This window comes from Pseudoalteromonas sp. MT33b (assembly GCF_014117385.1).
Lineage (GTDB): Bacteria > Pseudomonadota > Gammaproteobacteria > Enterobacterales > Alteromonadaceae > Pseudoalteromonas > Pseudoalteromonas lipolytica.
This window is the reverse complement of record NZ_CP059832.1, coordinates 132,632-148,068: the sequence shown is the minus strand read 5'-3', so window position 1 is coordinate 148,068 and position 15,437 is coordinate 132,632. Positions and strand designations below refer to the sequence as shown.

Below are 15,437 nucleotides of genomic sequence, written 5' to 3'. Positions count from 1 at the left end.
TGCATAAATGAAATGATGATTGATGACATTGCACTGTTCATACATATCGTTAAACAAGGCGGAGTTACAGCAGCAGCCGATTACCTATCTGTACCAGCAGCAACAGTTTCAAGGCGATTACAACGGCTTGAACAGCGCGTTGGTGAAAAACTATTAAATCGTACTGCAAGGCAATGCACATTAACTCACGTTGGCGAAGTGTACTTTCAAAGCTACGTAGAGTTAGTGGAGCAATTTGAGCAAACTCACCATCAATTAAACGATCAAAAAGCGAAATTAACGGGCAAGCTAAAAGTACTCGCACCCCTGAATATTAGCCATGGATTTTTAAAACCTATGTGGCTTGCCTTCACGAAACACTACCCAGAAATTCAACTTGAGTTACTGCTAAACAACCAACGTGACGATCTCAGTAAAAACCAAGCTGATATCGCTATTCGTATTGGTCCGCAAACTGATTCACACTACCAACAAAAGAAACTAGGCAGTGTCGATACATTATTTGTCTCGACAGAGCGCTATTTAAGTGACGCTCCCTCACTCAGTACCCCAGCAGATTTAAGGCAACACCGGATTATAGGCACGACGCTCAGAAATAAATGGCAACTAAACAACCTAAAAACAGGCGAAACACAGACTTACATGTGCCGGTTTGCTAGCACATTTAACGACACCGGGTTTGTGAAATACTTAGTCTGTGATGGCCAAGGTGTAGCGTTGTTACCACGCTTTGAGATTATTGATGAGCTTAAAAGTGGACAGCTCAAGCAAGTGCTCCCTTTATGGCGTGGTGAAAACAGAGAGATATATGCAATTTGGCCAAGCGGGCGATTACTTAGTAAAAAAGCGGTTTGTCTAAAACAGTTCGTAACACAGTTTATTTCTGAAACACTATAGCCATGCGTATTCCATTTGTTTTGCTGTTAATAAAGCGTGCTCTTTATTTATCAGCTCTGCCACTAACGCTAAGCTCATATCAATGCCTGCAGAAATACCACCAGACGTGGTAAATTTTCCATCGGTTACCCAACGTTTATTGGCAATCACTGTCAAGTCTTTAAACATAGCAGCGAGATCACTTTGATCCTGCCAATGAGTTGTGACATTTTTTTTGCATAACAGCCCTGTTTTAGCTAACAAAAATGCGCCTGTGCAGACACTCGCAACCCGTTTTGTTGTTGATGCGGTGTGGGTTAACCACTCAATCACTGTGCTTTTTTCAAGCTCATGCGTATGGTCGCCACCAACCACTATAAACACATCAAGTTCTGGGCAATCAGCAAAGCTGTAATGGGGGTTTACACTGAATCCGCCACGCGCATTCACAGGGCCGTTAGTCTGTGCTATTAAACTTACTTGCCAATCATTGTTAGCTAAACGCTTTGCGGTGCTGAACACTTCAAACGGACCCGAAAAATCAAGCACTTCAGCATCATCATAAATGTAGATCCCAATATTCATACAATTGTTCCTAATATGTGGATTTATTTCTCAAGTAAAAAATCGTACTATGCCATTTTTGCAGAGCGTTAATAACATATTATTAAATTAATACTGTATACAAATAAATCTTTAAGGCATTGTTAATGCGTTTATTATTATTACTGTGTGGCCTGCTTGTTGGGTGTAAATCAACAGAGCAAACAGTCACTGAAATCAGTGAAATATCGCCAGGTACCGTTTTGTATCAAGGCGAGACATCAAGACAAAATGTTGAAATGTTCGAAAGCGTGCTTGTGAATAGCAAAAACAAAATCGATACCCTAGTGATCAACAGTGAGGGCGGCGATGTTATGGCTGGTCTCCATTTAGGCGGCTTAGTTCACGAGTATCAATTAAAAGTGATTGTACGCGAATTGTGCGCCTCATCATGTGCAAACTATGTGATAACGGCAAGCCCAGATGTTCGCGTTGAAGAGCAGGGGATCATTGGCTGGCATGGAGGAGCTTTGCAACCGTTATATGTGCCAATGGAAAAAAATACGCAAATAACAAATTACATTGCAAAGTGGCAAGAAGCAGAAAAACAATTTTTTGAAACGATTAATGTAGAACAGGCGATAACCATTATTGGGATGATGCCTGGCATAACCGAAAAACGTGATGCCCCGATATACAGTTATGATGTAAACACATTAAAACGCCTCGGTTTGCATATACAGTTTGAGGGGGAGCAAACTGGGCTATCTGCCAAGGGTGAAAAAGTAGTGCAGATCTTTGAGCTTGAAGAGGCTGTGCTTAGCCATTTTTTAATGCTGAACAGAATCGTCTCGGCAGAGCTAATCAACTAACTAAAAAGCCAACATGCTGTTGGCTTTCACAAACGCATACGTGCGGGATATTTACGGGATTAATCGAGCTCTAACTGCGCTCTCTCGACACTGTCACTCGGGAGCTCTTTTTGCACAGATACACCCAACTCTTTAAACTCCGACGCTTGCTTAATTAAGTTTCCTTTTCCGCGATAAAGTTGTGAAAAGGCCTTATCGTAGCTTTCTTTGGCTCGGTCGAGCTGTTTACCAACGCCTTCCATACTGGTTAAAAAGCCATTAAGTTTGTTGTAAAAGCGCTCAGCACGGGCGGCCAATTCTTTTGAGTATTTTGTTTGCTCTTCAAATCGCCACAGTTGCTTCACAATATTTAAACTGGTTAGCAGGGTCGTTGGTGTCGCCACCAAAATATTCTTTTCGATCGCTTGCTGATATATATCACTCTGATATTTAAGCGCTTCAACAAATGCAGACTCAATGGGGACAAACATAACGACCACCTCGGGGGAGTTAATTCCTGGGAGTCTGTCGTATGCCTTACTGGCCAATTCATTGATACGCGATTGCACCGCAGTCACATGCTCTTTAAGTGCTTGTTGTGCTTCAAGGTCATTGTCGGCATTAACGTAGCGTGTATATGCATTGAGCGAGGTTTTAGCGTCGATCACTAAATGTCGTTCTTGAGGTAAATAAACCACAACGTCGGGGCGCAGACGCCCGTCTTCAGTATTAAATGACACTTCTCGCTCATAATCGATTCCTGCGCGAAGCCCCGCGCTGTCTAAGACGTTTTCGAGCATTAACTCGCCCCAGTTACCTTGTGTTTTCTTTTGCCCCTGCAAAGCGGTACTGAGCCTGTCAGCTTGTTCTGTTATGGCCTGGCTTTTTGCCTGTAAATGTAAAAGCTCAGTTTTTAATGCGGCACGTTGTTTTAAGTCTTCAACATGAATTAGCTCCATTTTATCGCGGAAGCCTTTTAACTCACCTTGAACGGGCTTTAATAACTGTTCAATACTTTCTTGGTTGAGCGTTTTAAATCGTTGTGATTTTTCTTCAAGAATTTGATTTGCTAGGTTTTCAAACTCTTTTTTGAGCTGTTCTTTACTGTCTTTTATATGATTAAGTTGTTCTTTAAAGTGCAGTTCTTTTTGTTCTAAGGTGCTGCGTAAAGTACTTAAAACGACATCGCGTTGATTTAGCATTGCTTTGGTGTCAGCGAGTTCAGCTTCAACTCGTCGCCAAAATTGATTAAATTGCTGCGCTTGCTTTTCTTGCTCGACAAAGCGGGTTTTAAAGTGTTGAGATTCATCACGTTGCTCTGCGTAATCTTGCTGTAACTGCGACAGTGTTAACTGACTTTCTTGTAACTGTTGTAGCTTCTGCTCTAATTGATTCTGCTGTAACTGATGGCTATTTTCCAGTGCGACTAACTGGCTTTTTAAGCGACTCTTTTGCAACGAAAGCACAGAACCTGCAGCCAATACTCCTAGTGCACAACCGCTTGCAATCTGAAGCCAATCAATGTGGCCTAATAGCTCTGTAATCATAATGAAAACTCAATAACTTAAAGACACTTCATCATAACGAATTACATGACAGCAGAGTAGGGGAGTAGGCATAAAAAAAGCCAGCTCAAGGTGAGCTGGCTCTAACATTACTAAATTTAGTAACCAAATGGGAAATCAACATAATGCTCATGTAAACTGCAATTTAACAACAAGCATATTAATAGACGCCACTAAATTTGATTAGTTCAAAAAAAGTTTAAAAAAATTTAATTTTTTATCAGCGCCAACATCTGCTCTTCATCAAACTGAGTAAAACTCATTGATTTATCAGTAAATAATGCATCAACTAACGCTTGTTTATGCTGCTGCATTTTAAATACTTTTTGTTCAACAGAGTTGGCCATAATCAATTTATACACAAACACAGGGTTGGTTTGACCTATTCGATATGCCCGATCAGTTGCCTGTTTTTCAACTGCAGGGTTCCACCATGGGTCAAAGTGAATCACGGTATCTGCTTGGGTTAAATTTAACCCGGTGCCGCCGGCTTTTAGGCTTATTAAAAAGACTGACGATTCACCTTCGGTAAACTCTTCAATAACACGACTGCGATGTCGAGTTTGACCGGTCAACATACTAAAGGTAATTCCCAACTCACTTAAACGTTCTGCAATCACATCTAAAGCGGTCGTAAACTGGCTAAATATAATGACTTTACGACCTTCACTTAACATAACGGGTAAATGCTTAGAGAGCCATTCAAGCTTTGCACTACCCGCCTGAGTTGTTGGATCAATAAGTTTGGGATGACAACAAATTTGTCTTAATTTTAGTAACGCGTCCAAAAACGCAAGCTTACTCTTTTGCACACCTTGTTGGGCAAACAAGTCAACCAGCTTTTGCTCTAGCGATTGCGTTATACCGGTGTAAATTTCTTTTTGTTTCGCTTCGAACTCAAACTCTTTAACCAGCTCTGTTTTCTCGGGAAGTTCTTGCGTTACCTGCGCTTTTGTTCGGCGTAAAATAAAAGGCATGATCAGCGATTTAAGTTCATCGGCTCGTTTAACATCGTTATCGCGCTCAATAGGTGTTTGAAAATATGTTTTAAAGTGCGCTTGCGAGCCCAGGAGTGAGGGCATTGCAAAGTCGAGCAACGACTTAAGCTCAAACAGGTTATTTTCGATAGGCGTGCCACTTAAGCACAATTTAAAATCGGCATTAAGGCGCTTAACCAAACGCGATACCTGCGCAGCATCATTTTTAATGTACTGGGCTTCATCCAGAATGATGTTTTCAAAATACAGTGGCGAGTAATATGCAATATCACGTTTTAACAAAGGGTACGTTGTTAAAATGCAATCGGCCTGCGATAACTGCTGGAGTTGCTCGTTTCGTAACGAACCAAATACGGTGGTGATTTTAAGGTTACACGCAAACTTATTAATTTCATTTTGCCAATTTCCTACCAAGCTGGTCGGGCAAACAATTAAAGTAGGGCCAGCTTGAGGCCGTTGTTTGGCATTCGCTAAAAAGGCAATAACTTGTAAGGTTTTACCCAATCCCATGTCATCAGCCAAAATACCCCCCAACTGATGACGTTTTAAAAAGTTAAGCCAATCAACACCATGTTGCTGATACTCTCGAAGTTGTACACCGTCATTCAATCCCTGAATATCGGACTTTTTAACCACCGGACGGGTGTTCGTTAATTCAGTTAAATATGCATCAAGGGCATCATCAACAATACTGACTTTAATTGCTTTTTGGGCGATTAACTGGGGTAAAAATGACAATGGCATGAGTATTTCATCACGCGTTTTTATATGCTCAAAACGTTCGCGGTATTCATTAAGCTGAGTAATCGCTAACTTATCAACAACAGCAAAACGTTTACCTACGCTGAAATAATAATAACGTTCACTTTGACGATTGAGAGACTGAAAATTGTTATCCGCTGTAAAAAGTTGCTGCGTTTTTACACCAGAGATCACGATTTTACTAACTATTTGATGACCTTTTCCTCGCTCAACTTGAAGCGATATTTGCTTTAATGCTTTACTAACATCAAGTTCATCATTAATTTTCCAGCCGCGTTTAAGCAGGGTAGGGATAATTTCGAATTTCAACCAGTGTGCATGTATAACTGATTGTTTATTAAATACAAACTCGGTTTGTAAAGCCCCTTTACAAAATTCAAACCCTAAGTTCGTTAGCTCATTAACAACGGTATTCTCAAGCGATTGATTAATAATCCCCTCGGGGGCTTGGCTTAGTTCGTAAAGTGAATTTTGATAGTTAAATTGAAGCGATAGACCAATGTTTCCCTCATCGTTGCGTATGCTTATAACGGGAAATACAGAACGTGATTGATTCTTTTTACTTTGCTTAAATGCATGCGGAATAACACCCTCACCAAAATTGTCATTGAGTTGTTGGTATACACGATCAAAGTTTTCGTTGTGTATCGCAGGCATGTTAGCCAATAACGCAATTTCATCTGCAGTCAAAGGAGTTCGGATACGGCCAATTTTAAGTGTGTCTGGATCTAGGTAAGTCGGGGGTGTCGTTTTGAGTAACAACCAATTATCTTGCCCTGCTAGTGACAAAGATAATGAGGTTAAATCACTATTTTGCTGCCAGCTAAATTCTAAGGCTTGCATGGTATCTGCTTTAATAGCCTGGCGAGAACGGCCTAAAAATAATCGTTGTGTCGCTATAAGTTGTTGTAATGCCGCAAAGCCCCATGAGCCTTTCAACTCAAGCTTACCGAGCGCGTTTTGAGAGCGGATCCAACTATATAATCTAAAGTCAGTTTCGAGTAAATCAGTCGGTGTAACAAAGCTATTTAATTGTTGTTCTGTTAAATTACGGCCCAATGTGTAGTTATGCTCAGGATCATAATTAGCAATTTTAGGGGTAAGGGTAACAGCCGATTTTTCAACATCTAAAACAAATAATAATACATGTTTTGCTGTGTCGGTTGTTGATTGCTTTAGCGTCTTTAGCTCACTAAACCAATCATTAATAATATAGTCCTCACCATAATCGCCTGAATGCTCAATTTTTAATTTAAGCAAAACCGCAGCAATATGACGGCACTTTGTTTTTGAACCACACGTACAATGTGAATCAACTGAAAATCCGGTTGGTAATTTACTGATCTCGATATGCTGGGTAAAAGTATTCCCTTCGTTACCAAACATAGAAGCATCAATCACACTAAAGTCACTACTATGCTCAAGCCAATTGATTTGGCCGTTCTGATGGTACTCTTTTGCTTTACTTAGCACATGCGGCTTAAATAGCTGCTTGATGAATCGCTCTGACAGCGGAAACTGTGTTTCTTGCTCTTGTTTGATTTCTTCAAAGATAGCTAATAAGTCATTTTTGGATAAGTTAGCAGACATAACGCTTTTAACAGTAAAAACAAAAAATAATTCTGCCAGTATATGATCTATCAGCGCCCAGCTAAAGCACTATTCCTTTATTTCGGACTGGTTGGAGCTGATTAGTTGGTAAAATTATGTTTTTGTCTAAAAAAATACAGCCAAAGAAGAGGGCTCGACTATTTAACGAACAACAAACGCACAAGATATAAACAACTTAATAACAAGGCAGGGCCTTTACAGATCACTTTTTTACTAAGGAAACAGTGAAAAGGCTTAAATAGCCTGTAAAGGGGCAGATAGTTAGTAAAAATCTGATCTATGGATGCGAATTGAGCAAATTTTAAGATATTTAGATCAGTATTTTACTAACAAAATAGGGTAAGAGATCACGCTTTTACTAACAATAAAAGCGTGACAGATCGCTATTTTACTAACTAATTAAAGCTATTTAATAACTTAGTAAGCTGCTCTAAACGCTTGTCAGTCATCACTTTATTATCGATTTTTACCGATAAATCACCGCTTTTAATGTTTCGCTGTACGGTCACAAATTCACTTTCTATGAGTGATTCACGACGGCTTGGCGTAGCGGGTTCGACTGTTAAGTACTTAGTAATGGCTAGCGCACGCTTATCATCACTGCTTATGGCGTTTATTTCGCTGTCAGTGCTGATTTCACTTACAAGGCGAGTGAATGCCTGTTCGTCACGCTCTTTCGCCGCAATAAGCTTTTTAGCCACTTCTCGGCCAACATGATTCGCTGTTGGGTAGAGGCTCAGTACAGAAGCGGGTAAATTTTCATAGGCTTTAATGGCATCCGCTATTGCTGTATGTGATACCCCTTCAATTGCTGCAATCTCACGGTACGAGCCCTTTTTGCCTTCTGCAATTAATTCATCACGGGTTTGCTGATAAGCTTGTCCAAGCTCCCACAGACTGGGGGCAATGTATTGATCAGAAGAGACCGCAAGTATTTTTGCATCTTGTTCTGTGAAATCTTCTGAACTTAGCACTAAATAGTCCGAACCACTTAAAATACAGGCTTTGCGACGACGTGAGCCGGCTAAAACAAGCATTTCAGTGCCTTTATCCCAGCAAAGGGCAGGGTGTTGGTTTCGTCCGTCTTCAGCGATAGCCGGTAAAATATCAGCCACCGATTTTTCATTCAGTAACGACTGAACTCGACGGTTCTTGCCATACACTTTAGTTTTAGATTCGATTTCAGAACTTGGAATGACTTTACATACCAGGGTAATTTGGCGCGTAGGATCACTTGGCGCGGGCATGCTAATAACATCGCCAGCATTGGCTTGTTCAAGTAAAGCATCTAGACTGCTGCTTTCAATTGACGTTGAAAAAGGATCTAAGCTGGTATCATTTTTACGTTTTTTAGCCATCTTAATCATTTACCTTACTTAGCTGTATTCAATTTTGATTGGGTTGATTGCCAGTTAGAACGAATCAACATTTCAAGCTCATCAACCACATCTTTAATATTCTCTTGAGCACGTAGTAATGATTCTCTACTTGCGAGACTGTCAGACGTTTTTTGGTCAAATATGGTATTAAAAGACGATGAACTCGCCGTGATAGCGGAGCTATGGTTTATTGGGTAACTCATAACTTGACGTCCAAAGGCACTGCGCACGTCTTTAACAATATCGCGTTGTGAATGATTGCCTTTCACGTAATTTGTAACGAGAAACTGCATAAAATCCCATCCTTGATGCCCTAAAGCAGCAACCGTGTGATAGATCTCGCCTAAACGTTTTAAGTATTTATTGTTTGCATCAAAATCAACAGCTTCAGGATGAACAGGAATAAGCATCGATGTTGAAGCCATTAAAGCGTTATAAAACATAAAGTTAAGTGATGGAGCTGTATCGATTAAAATAATATCAAATTGATCTTTTACAGGCTCAATCACTTTTTCTAATAATTTATGATAGTGACGTGTTTTATCGTAACTTGAACTATCTTTTAACAGTGTGGCTGTTTCATGTTCAAAATAAAAATCATCCATACCAGAAGGTAAAATACGAATATTGGGAATGTGAGTCGGTAAAAATGAATTAGTAACAAGTTCGTCCCACGTTTCATTTTCTTCAAGCTCAATGCAATCACGCATTAAGTCACCCACAGTAATTGGATCTGGTTCACTTGGCGGGAAGAAACTCGATGATGAGCCTTGTGGATCTAAGTCAATAATACCAATTCGATACCGTTTAATATTGGTTGTAGCGAGGGCCGCTGCAATATTAACCATGCTGGTTGTTTTACCACAGCCACCTTTCAAAGAGTTAATGACAATAACTTGTAGCTTGTCATCTGTTGTACGGTGATCTGGCTTGATATCCATGATATCTGCCATAGCGAAAATATTAACTAGCGTATAGGCATAATGTCCATTTGCACCTCGTTTGATGTTTAATTCATCAAAGTCACCATTATCATGACGTCGCTTTAACGTTCTGTTATTACAGCCTAAAAGATCTGCTGCGGCTTTTTGAGTATAGGTGCGAAGTTCTTTTTCTTCCGATTTAAGATGAGCACGATAATGTTGGATACGTCCTTCTAGCGATTTTTCAGCAACTTCAGCTGTTGCTTTTAGTAACCGGTAAGTGGCTAGCGCATTATTATTAATAGACATACTTTCTTCCTCAAAGTTATGCTTTAAGTATAATGTCCATTCAAATTGCTGTAAACAACTATTTTGTACGACATGCCTTTTATTAATAAGACATTTAAGAAAAATTTGTAATCTAAATGAAGCTAAGTATAAATAAGTAAGATTAGAATTGGTTAAAGATATAGGTATATAAGGTTAACGTGCTAAAATAGCAATCTATGTTACTGATTAACCAGAATATTATTAAAAAAAGCAGATCATGTTTTTACTTGGTTAAGATCAGATCTCTTATAACTCGCAGATCAGCTTAATACTAACTAAAAAATCAGCTGCTTAGTTATACACAGGTTAGTCACTAGTTTATGCACATTTTTACTGCTGTAGATCATGATTTTAATAACTAAATTAGAGAGTTATGCACTGAAGCAAAATCAGAATAGTGCATTTTGTTAGTATAGATCTGATCTATAGTTGGTACAGATCAGATCTATGCTAACTCAGTAAGCATTTATCCACATGCTTTTGTAAAAATGGGTTTATGTGTCGTGTTTTTTGACCTGAAAATGAATTTTAACATGACATAATATTCACTGAGTTAGTAAAATTTTGACCCATACATTATAACTTAGTAAAAATCTGATCTGAAAAGTTCTAGAATTAATCTAGTTAGTATAAAACTGATCTCAATAAAATATTTCAGATCGGATCAAGTTTATACTAACTTAAACATTTAACTTTTTAAGTTTTATGTGTTGTTATTAACTGTCGAAGAAAAATTGGAAATAAGAACAATGAGCCGAAAGGTCAACATCTCAGTGGATAACCTCCCCGATACATTACGCGGGCAAATCCATGGGGTGGAAAGTGCAATCGATAATGAAAGTCTTGCACTGTTTACAGACAACAAAGATGTGCGCGTTTCAATTGAAAATGCAGCACATGGTTTGAGAGCTTACTCAAATACCTTTAATCATTATGATTTGTGGGGACGTTTTGTTCGTTCAGGTCATAAAAAGCTTCCGGTTGAAGAAGCACCAAAAAAGACAATTGTTACAAGAAGAATTTCAGAAAAAGTTGATGGGATTCTCTATGATGGCGAAATTAAAATTACCCCTGCAGTTGTCAGCACACGAAAAGATGGTGAAGACATTGAATATTTAGTATGGCCATCCGATCGTGAAGAAAAAGTTGAACGTGCATTAATACGTTTGGCCTCTAAAGGTAAAATTGTAAAAATTAATTTTAAATCGGGTATTCAATACGCGGTTGTTTTTTCAATGAATGAGTTGGCACAAGAATTAAAAGCGGTTGGTCAATCAATGCCGTATCCGCAGATTAAAGAATCGCTTGAAGCTCTTCAAGGTTCTAAGTTGTCATTTAAATATTCTGCAACTGACACGCGGAACTCTGATATTGATGATTCATTTTACGAGTCGAACATGAACTTTTTATCGTCGCTTCACTTTAGCGGTAAAAAAGGACAAGGCGGTAATGTAAAATGTGTGGCATGTTTAAATGCGTTTGTTCATAACATGATCGATAACCTTGAGTACAAAGGCTATTATTTTAATAGTGCTCAAGAACTGAAACGCGGTTTATCTCGCTGGATGATGTTACGTTTGTATCATCTTTGGCGTTATGCTGCGCCAGGTAAGACATATCATTTTAGATTGTTATCAATCATGGAAAAGTACGGCTCAATTTATTCGACAGATGAAATTACTGAGAATAAATTAAAAGCGTTACGTCGTGATATGACCACAACGATGAAAGATTTAATAGAAAAAGGCGCGATATCAGAATACAACATCACAAATGTGAAAGATGATAAAACGGGTAATATTATTGATTACACTTACGAAATGCATCCGTCTGATCAATTTTGTGATGAAATTTTAGCGCTCAATAAACACAATAAACGAATTGAAATTCAAGGCGGTAAACGTATCGTTGAGAATGCTGTGTTAATTGATGAAGATAAAATAGAAGAAATAGTCGAAGATTAAATTTATATTTCTTATCTCCAATACTGTTACATGTTAAAGGCCACTAAAGTGGCCTTTTTAACATAATCAATCTGTTACTTGTTCCAAATAAAGTCGATCTACTAAAAAGTCATATTCTTTTTTACGTGGATGACTCTCAGGTTTTTGATAATCATTTAGTGCTCCAAGTTTTACATCCGGTTCTGGATTTATAAGAATGAATGGTAATGCGGCACTCACATGATATCGTTTTTGAGCAGTGTATCGCACATTAACTTGTGGACTAACACGGGTAGGTCTGCGAATTCTTAATTTATCTTTATCATTTAAACTCGCAACACGGCTTTGTTCTTGTGCAACAAGAGATTGCCAAGTATGTTGATCTATCATTCTAGGGTTAGAGTAACTCGCCGATTTATCAAGCATGGCCAATGCCATTTTTTTGGATAAAGTTTTAGTTGCATGTTTGTGCATCCATGTGAACCTGACCGAGTAGGGTGATTCAGTTTCAAAATGAATTTTACGATATGCTGCAAGCGTAATTAAATTTGGTACAGCGTTATGCACTGCTTCAAATCGAGCATCATTATTATCGATAGCGAGTATACAGTTTTTAAAGTCAGCTTTTGCTTTGTTCAATTGTTGAATGCGGGCTGTAAGTTGATTTTTATCAACATCATGAAGTACCAATAACCCAGGATGACGTTTTAAAACTCGACTACTAATCCCTGGTTTTTTATAAAGGTCTAAATACGAGTTAATAATTAATTTGTGCGCTTCATCACCTTCGAACTTTTTGACAGGAATCAGTGAGGGTATTTTTTTCTCATCGTTAATATCCGTTTCTGGTAATTGATAATAAAACGCTTTTTTAAAACCAACTTGTTTTAGATCATCGCAAAATAATTGGGTTAATTCGCTGACTAAATCAAATTGACTACGAATTTCTAATTTAGAAGTCATAAGAACACATCTTACTCTAACATGAGTTAATATTACCTCAGCATCTTTGATATTAAAAGGACTAATACTTCTTAATTGCTGACCTTACATTTATTTTAAATCAAGTATGATGTGTTCTTTATTATATCCATAGCATGCTTTTTTAATATTTCAATCTGCTGTTTATTTTTATCTAAATGCAGTGTAAAGCTGAGGTTACACTGTGCCTTGTTAAAGGTAAGATGTGTTCTTTATTTTATTGCTCAATCATATTATGCAAATCTAACTTAAGCTTTTGTTTTAATTGGCTATGATATAGTTGATGTCCAGTCAATCAATGCTTTGGTTTATCAAATAACTAAATAATTGAAAATAGGTGAATATAGTCCTTGAACTTACCCTGTGCATTAAGTTAGTTTTCATTAACGGTCTATGTTAGGAATGAGGAAAGAACATGCAATCGTGGAACCCAGATAGCTGGAGAAACCTGCCGATACTTCAGCAGCCAGAGTACCCAGATAAAGAAGCCCTTAAACAAGTTGAAGGGCAATTAAAAAGCGCACCGCCTTTAGTGTTTGCCGAAGAAACGCGTAGCTTATTTAAACAATTAGAAGATGTATGTGAAGGACGTGCCTTTTTACTTCAAGGTGGTGATTGTGCTGAATCATTCAGTGATTTTAATGCCGCCAATATTCGCGATACATTTAAAACTCTATTACAGATGGCTGTTGTCTTAACCTATGGCGGTAAATGCCCTGTTGTTAAGATTGCACGCATGGCAGGTCAATACGCAAAGCCACGTTCGTCAGATTACGAAACCATTGATGGGGTTTCATTACCTTCATATCGTGGTGATATTGTAAATAATTTTGAATTCACCGAACAAGCACGAATACCCGATCCACAACGTTTAATGACTGCTTATCACCACAGTGCGGCTACGTTAAACTTATTACGAGCATTTGCACAAGGTGGCCTTGCTGATTTGCATCAGGTAAATCGTTGGAATATGGGCTTTGTTGCTGCAAATCCATTAAAAGAGAAGTACCAACAACTTGCAGATCGCATTCAAGATGCGCTTGAGTTTATGGAAGTGTGTGGTATTGACTCTACGGTTGCACCAAGTTTAAAAGAAACAGATTTATTTACATCGCACGAGGCGCTATTACTTGGCTACGAAGAAGCACTAACACGTCGAGACCATTTATCAGGTGATTGGTATGACTGTTCTGCGCACTTTGTGTGGATTGGTGAACGAACTCGTCAATTAGATCATGCTCATATCGAGTTCTTTAAAGGTATTAAGAACCCAATCGGTGTAAAAGTAGGTCCTGGCATGGACCCTGACGAGTTGATTAAGTTAATAGATGCAATTAACCCAGATAATATCCCTGGTCGCTTAACATTAATCACACGCATGGGTGCAGACATTCTACCAGAAAAACTGCCAGCGCTTGTTCGTAAAGTACAGCAAGAAGGACGCAAGGTTATCTGGAGCTCAGACCCGATGCACGGTAATACTGAAAAAGCGAGCTCAGGATATAAAACACGAAGCTTTAATAATATACTTCGTGAAATTAGCCAGTTCTTTGCAGTCCATAAAGCCGAAGGCTCATACCCTGGTGGTGTTCACCTTGAGATGACCGGCCAACATGTAACTGAATGTACAGGTGGGGCATATGGGCTGTCAGATGAAGATTTAGCTCAACGTTACCGCACGCAGTGTGACCCACGTTTAAATGCAGATCAGGTATTAGAGTTAGGCTTCCTTGTTGCAGACTTATTAAAGGATGCGCGCAAGTAATCACGCTTTACTTATTAAGTATTAAAAGGCTGCATAGTGCAGCCTTTTTTATGTCCGATACTAATTATGAAGATAAGTTGGTTAGTACTTACGACGCTCAAGTCCTGTGTCAGATATAATTTTGGCTGATATTTCTTCAACAGAGTGATGTGTCGAATTCAAATATTGAATTTTTTGCTTTTTATAAAGCATTTCAACTTCGCGGACTTCGATTCGACATTGTTTTAATGATGCATATTTTGAGTTCGCCATGCGTCGCTGTCGTATATCAGCAAGTCTGACAGGGTCGATTGTTAAACCAAATAGTTTATGTTTATACGACTTCAAACATTCAGGTAGGCTGCCACGCTCTAGATCATCTTCGGTCAATGGATAGTTTGCCGCTTTTATTCCATATTGTAATGCTAAATAGAGGCTAGTAGGGGTTTTACCACTGCGACTTACGCCCACCAAAATGATATCAGCTTCAGCATAGTTTTTTATATTAGCGCCATCATCGTTTGTTAGCGCGTAGTTAACGGCATCAATTCTAAAATCGTAGCTTTTTTCATGCATAGAGTGTGTACGGTGAACTTTAGGCACAGGCGCAACTTTTAGCTCTTTTGCTATTTGGTCACTGTACTGAGATAAAAAATCGTAACACACCGCACACGAAGATTTAATAATTTCACTTAGCTCATGATTCACAAAAGTGAAAAATACCAAAGGCTGTTCACCGTCGCGCTGAGCTGTTGAGTTGATTAAATTTTTAACTTCGTTTGCTTTTTTTTCTGTCTCAACGAATGGAATTGTTTTGTGATTAAAATCGACAGGGAACATCGACAATGTAGCATGGCCAAACACTTCAGAGGTGATAGCTGTTCCGTCAGAAATATAGAATGCAGTTCTCATAATTAACCTTTTTATTACC

General features: G+C 38.6%; 11 protein-coding genes. 4 read left to right on the top strand and 7 right to left on the bottom strand.

All coding sequences use genetic code 11. The features are described from left to right. The first annotated feature begins 12 nt into the window (after nt 1–12). Entirely contained in the window at nt 13–897 is an 885-nt protein-coding gene (locus H3302_RS16755; RefSeq protein WP_081759768.1) for a LysR family transcriptional regulator, read from the top strand. On the opposite strand, the gene H3302_RS16750 is transcribed toward H3302_RS16755, so the two are convergent. Further along, nucleotides 892–1,461: a DJ-1/PfpI family protein gene (locus H3302_RS16750; RefSeq protein ID WP_182396640.1), complete on the bottom strand. Its 570-nt coding sequence runs from the start codon at nt 1,459–1,461 to the stop codon at nt 892–894. The two genes, H3302_RS16755 and H3302_RS16750, sit on opposite strands and share 6 nt — an antisense overlap. 125 nt (nt 1,462–1,586) lie before the next feature. On the opposite strand from H3302_RS16750, the gene H3302_RS16745 reads away from it, so the two are divergent. After that, complete coding sequence (locus H3302_RS16745; RefSeq protein WP_036972620.1) at nt 1,587–2,291, top strand: hypothetical protein; 705 nt, start codon at nt 1,587–1,589, stop codon at nt 2,289–2,291. A gap of 59 nt (nt 2,292–2,350) precedes the next feature. Here the strand turns inward: H3302_RS16745 and rmuC are convergent, their stop codons facing one another. The 4 genes from rmuC to H3302_RS16725 form a co-directional block, all read right to left on the bottom strand. Further along, the gene (gene rmuC / locus H3302_RS16740; protein ID WP_182396639.1) at nt 2,351–3,817 is read right to left on the bottom strand and encodes a DNA recombination protein RmuC; all 1,467 of its coding nucleotides are present in this window, start codon (nt 3,815–3,817) and stop codon (nt 2,351–2,353) included. A 227-nt stretch (nt 3,818–4,044) separates the two neighbouring features. Beyond that, nucleotides 4,045–7,185 (bottom strand): DEAD/DEAH box helicase, encoded by a 3,141-nt coding sequence (locus H3302_RS16735; protein ID WP_182396637.1) that lies wholly within the window; start codon nt 7,183–7,185, stop codon nt 4,045–4,047. Nucleotides 7,186–7,601: 416 nt separating this feature from the next. Beyond that, nucleotides 7,602–8,564 (bottom strand): transcriptional regulator, encoded by a 963-nt coding sequence (locus tag H3302_RS16730; RefSeq protein WP_036972625.1) that lies wholly within the window; start codon nt 8,562–8,564, stop codon nt 7,602–7,604. A gap of 14 nt (nt 8,565–8,578) precedes the next feature. Beyond that, the gene (locus H3302_RS16725) at nt 8,579–9,817 is read right to left on the bottom strand and encodes an AAA family ATPase (protein ID WP_036972627.1); all 1,239 of its coding nucleotides are present in this window, start codon (nt 9,815–9,817) and stop codon (nt 8,579–8,581) included. Nucleotides 9,818–10,587: 770 nt separating this feature from the next. Here H3302_RS16725 and H3302_RS16720 point away from each other — a divergent pair. Continuing rightward, nucleotides 10,588–11,802, top strand: coding sequence for a hypothetical protein (locus H3302_RS16720; RefSeq protein ID WP_036972628.1), 1,215 nt, complete (start codon nt 10,588–10,590; stop codon nt 11,800–11,802). A 66-nt stretch (nt 11,803–11,868) separates the two neighbouring features. Here the strand turns inward: H3302_RS16720 and H3302_RS16715 are convergent, their stop codons facing one another. After that, nucleotides 11,869–12,744 carry a DNA replication terminus site-binding protein gene (locus H3302_RS16715; RefSeq protein WP_182396636.1) on the bottom strand — a complete coding sequence of 292 codons (876 nt, stop codon included), beginning with the start codon at nt 12,742–12,744 and terminating at the stop codon, nt 11,869–11,871. Between the two features lie 433 nt (nt 12,745–13,177). Here H3302_RS16715 and H3302_RS16710 point away from each other — a divergent pair, with 433 nt between their 5' ends. Next, nucleotides 13,178–14,527, top strand: coding sequence for a class II 3-deoxy-7-phosphoheptulonate synthase (locus H3302_RS16710; RefSeq protein WP_036972631.1), 1,350 nt, complete (start codon nt 13,178–13,180; stop codon nt 14,525–14,527). A gap of 81 nt (nt 14,528–14,608) precedes the next feature. On the opposite strand, the gene H3302_RS16705 is transcribed toward H3302_RS16710, so the two are convergent. Then, a complete protein-coding gene (locus H3302_RS16705; protein WP_036972633.1) occupies nt 14,609–15,418 on the bottom strand; it encodes a pyruvate, water dikinase regulatory protein in 810 nt (269 codons plus the stop codon). Between the last annotated feature and the right edge of the window lie 19 nt (nt 15,419–15,437).

What these genes read in the sequence shown, in the direction of transcription:
- H3302_RS16715 (WP_182396636.1), bottom strand. Translation starts at nt 12,744, where the DNA reads ATGACTTCTAAATTAGAAATTCGTAGTCAATTTGATTTAGTCAGCGAA.
- H3302_RS16705 (WP_036972633.1), bottom strand. Translation starts at nt 15,418, where the DNA reads ATGAGAACTGCATTCTATATTTCTGACGGAACAGCTATCACCTCTGAA.
- rmuC (WP_182396639.1), bottom strand. Translation starts at nt 3,817, where the DNA reads ATGATTACAGAGCTATTAGGCCACATTGATTGGCTTCAGATTGCAAGC.
- H3302_RS16750 (WP_182396640.1), bottom strand. Translation starts at nt 1,461, where the DNA reads ATGAATATTGGGATCTACATTTATGATGATGCTGAAGTGCTTGATTTT.
- H3302_RS16730 (WP_036972625.1), bottom strand. Translation starts at nt 8,564, where the DNA reads ATGGCTAAAAAACGTAAAAATGATACCAGCTTAGATCCTTTTTCAACG.
- H3302_RS16720 (WP_036972628.1), top strand. Translation starts at nt 10,588, where the DNA reads ATGAGCCGAAAGGTCAACATCTCAGTGGATAACCTCCCCGATACATTA.
- H3302_RS16725 (WP_036972627.1), bottom strand. Translation starts at nt 9,817, where the DNA reads ATGTCTATTAATAATAATGCGCTAGCCACTTACCGGTTACTAAAAGCA.
- H3302_RS16710 (WP_036972631.1), top strand. Translation starts at nt 13,178, where the DNA reads ATGCAATCGTGGAACCCAGATAGCTGGAGAAACCTGCCGATACTTCAG.
- H3302_RS16735 (WP_182396637.1), bottom strand. Translation starts at nt 7,185, where the DNA reads ATGTCTGCTAACTTATCCAAAAATGACTTATTAGCTATCTTTGAAGAA.
- H3302_RS16755 (WP_081759768.1), top strand. Translation starts at nt 13, where the DNA reads ATGATGATTGATGACATTGCACTGTTCATACATATCGTTAAACAAGGC.
- H3302_RS16745 (WP_036972620.1), top strand. Translation starts at nt 1,587, where the DNA reads ATGCGTTTATTATTATTACTGTGTGGCCTGCTTGTTGGGTGTAAATCA.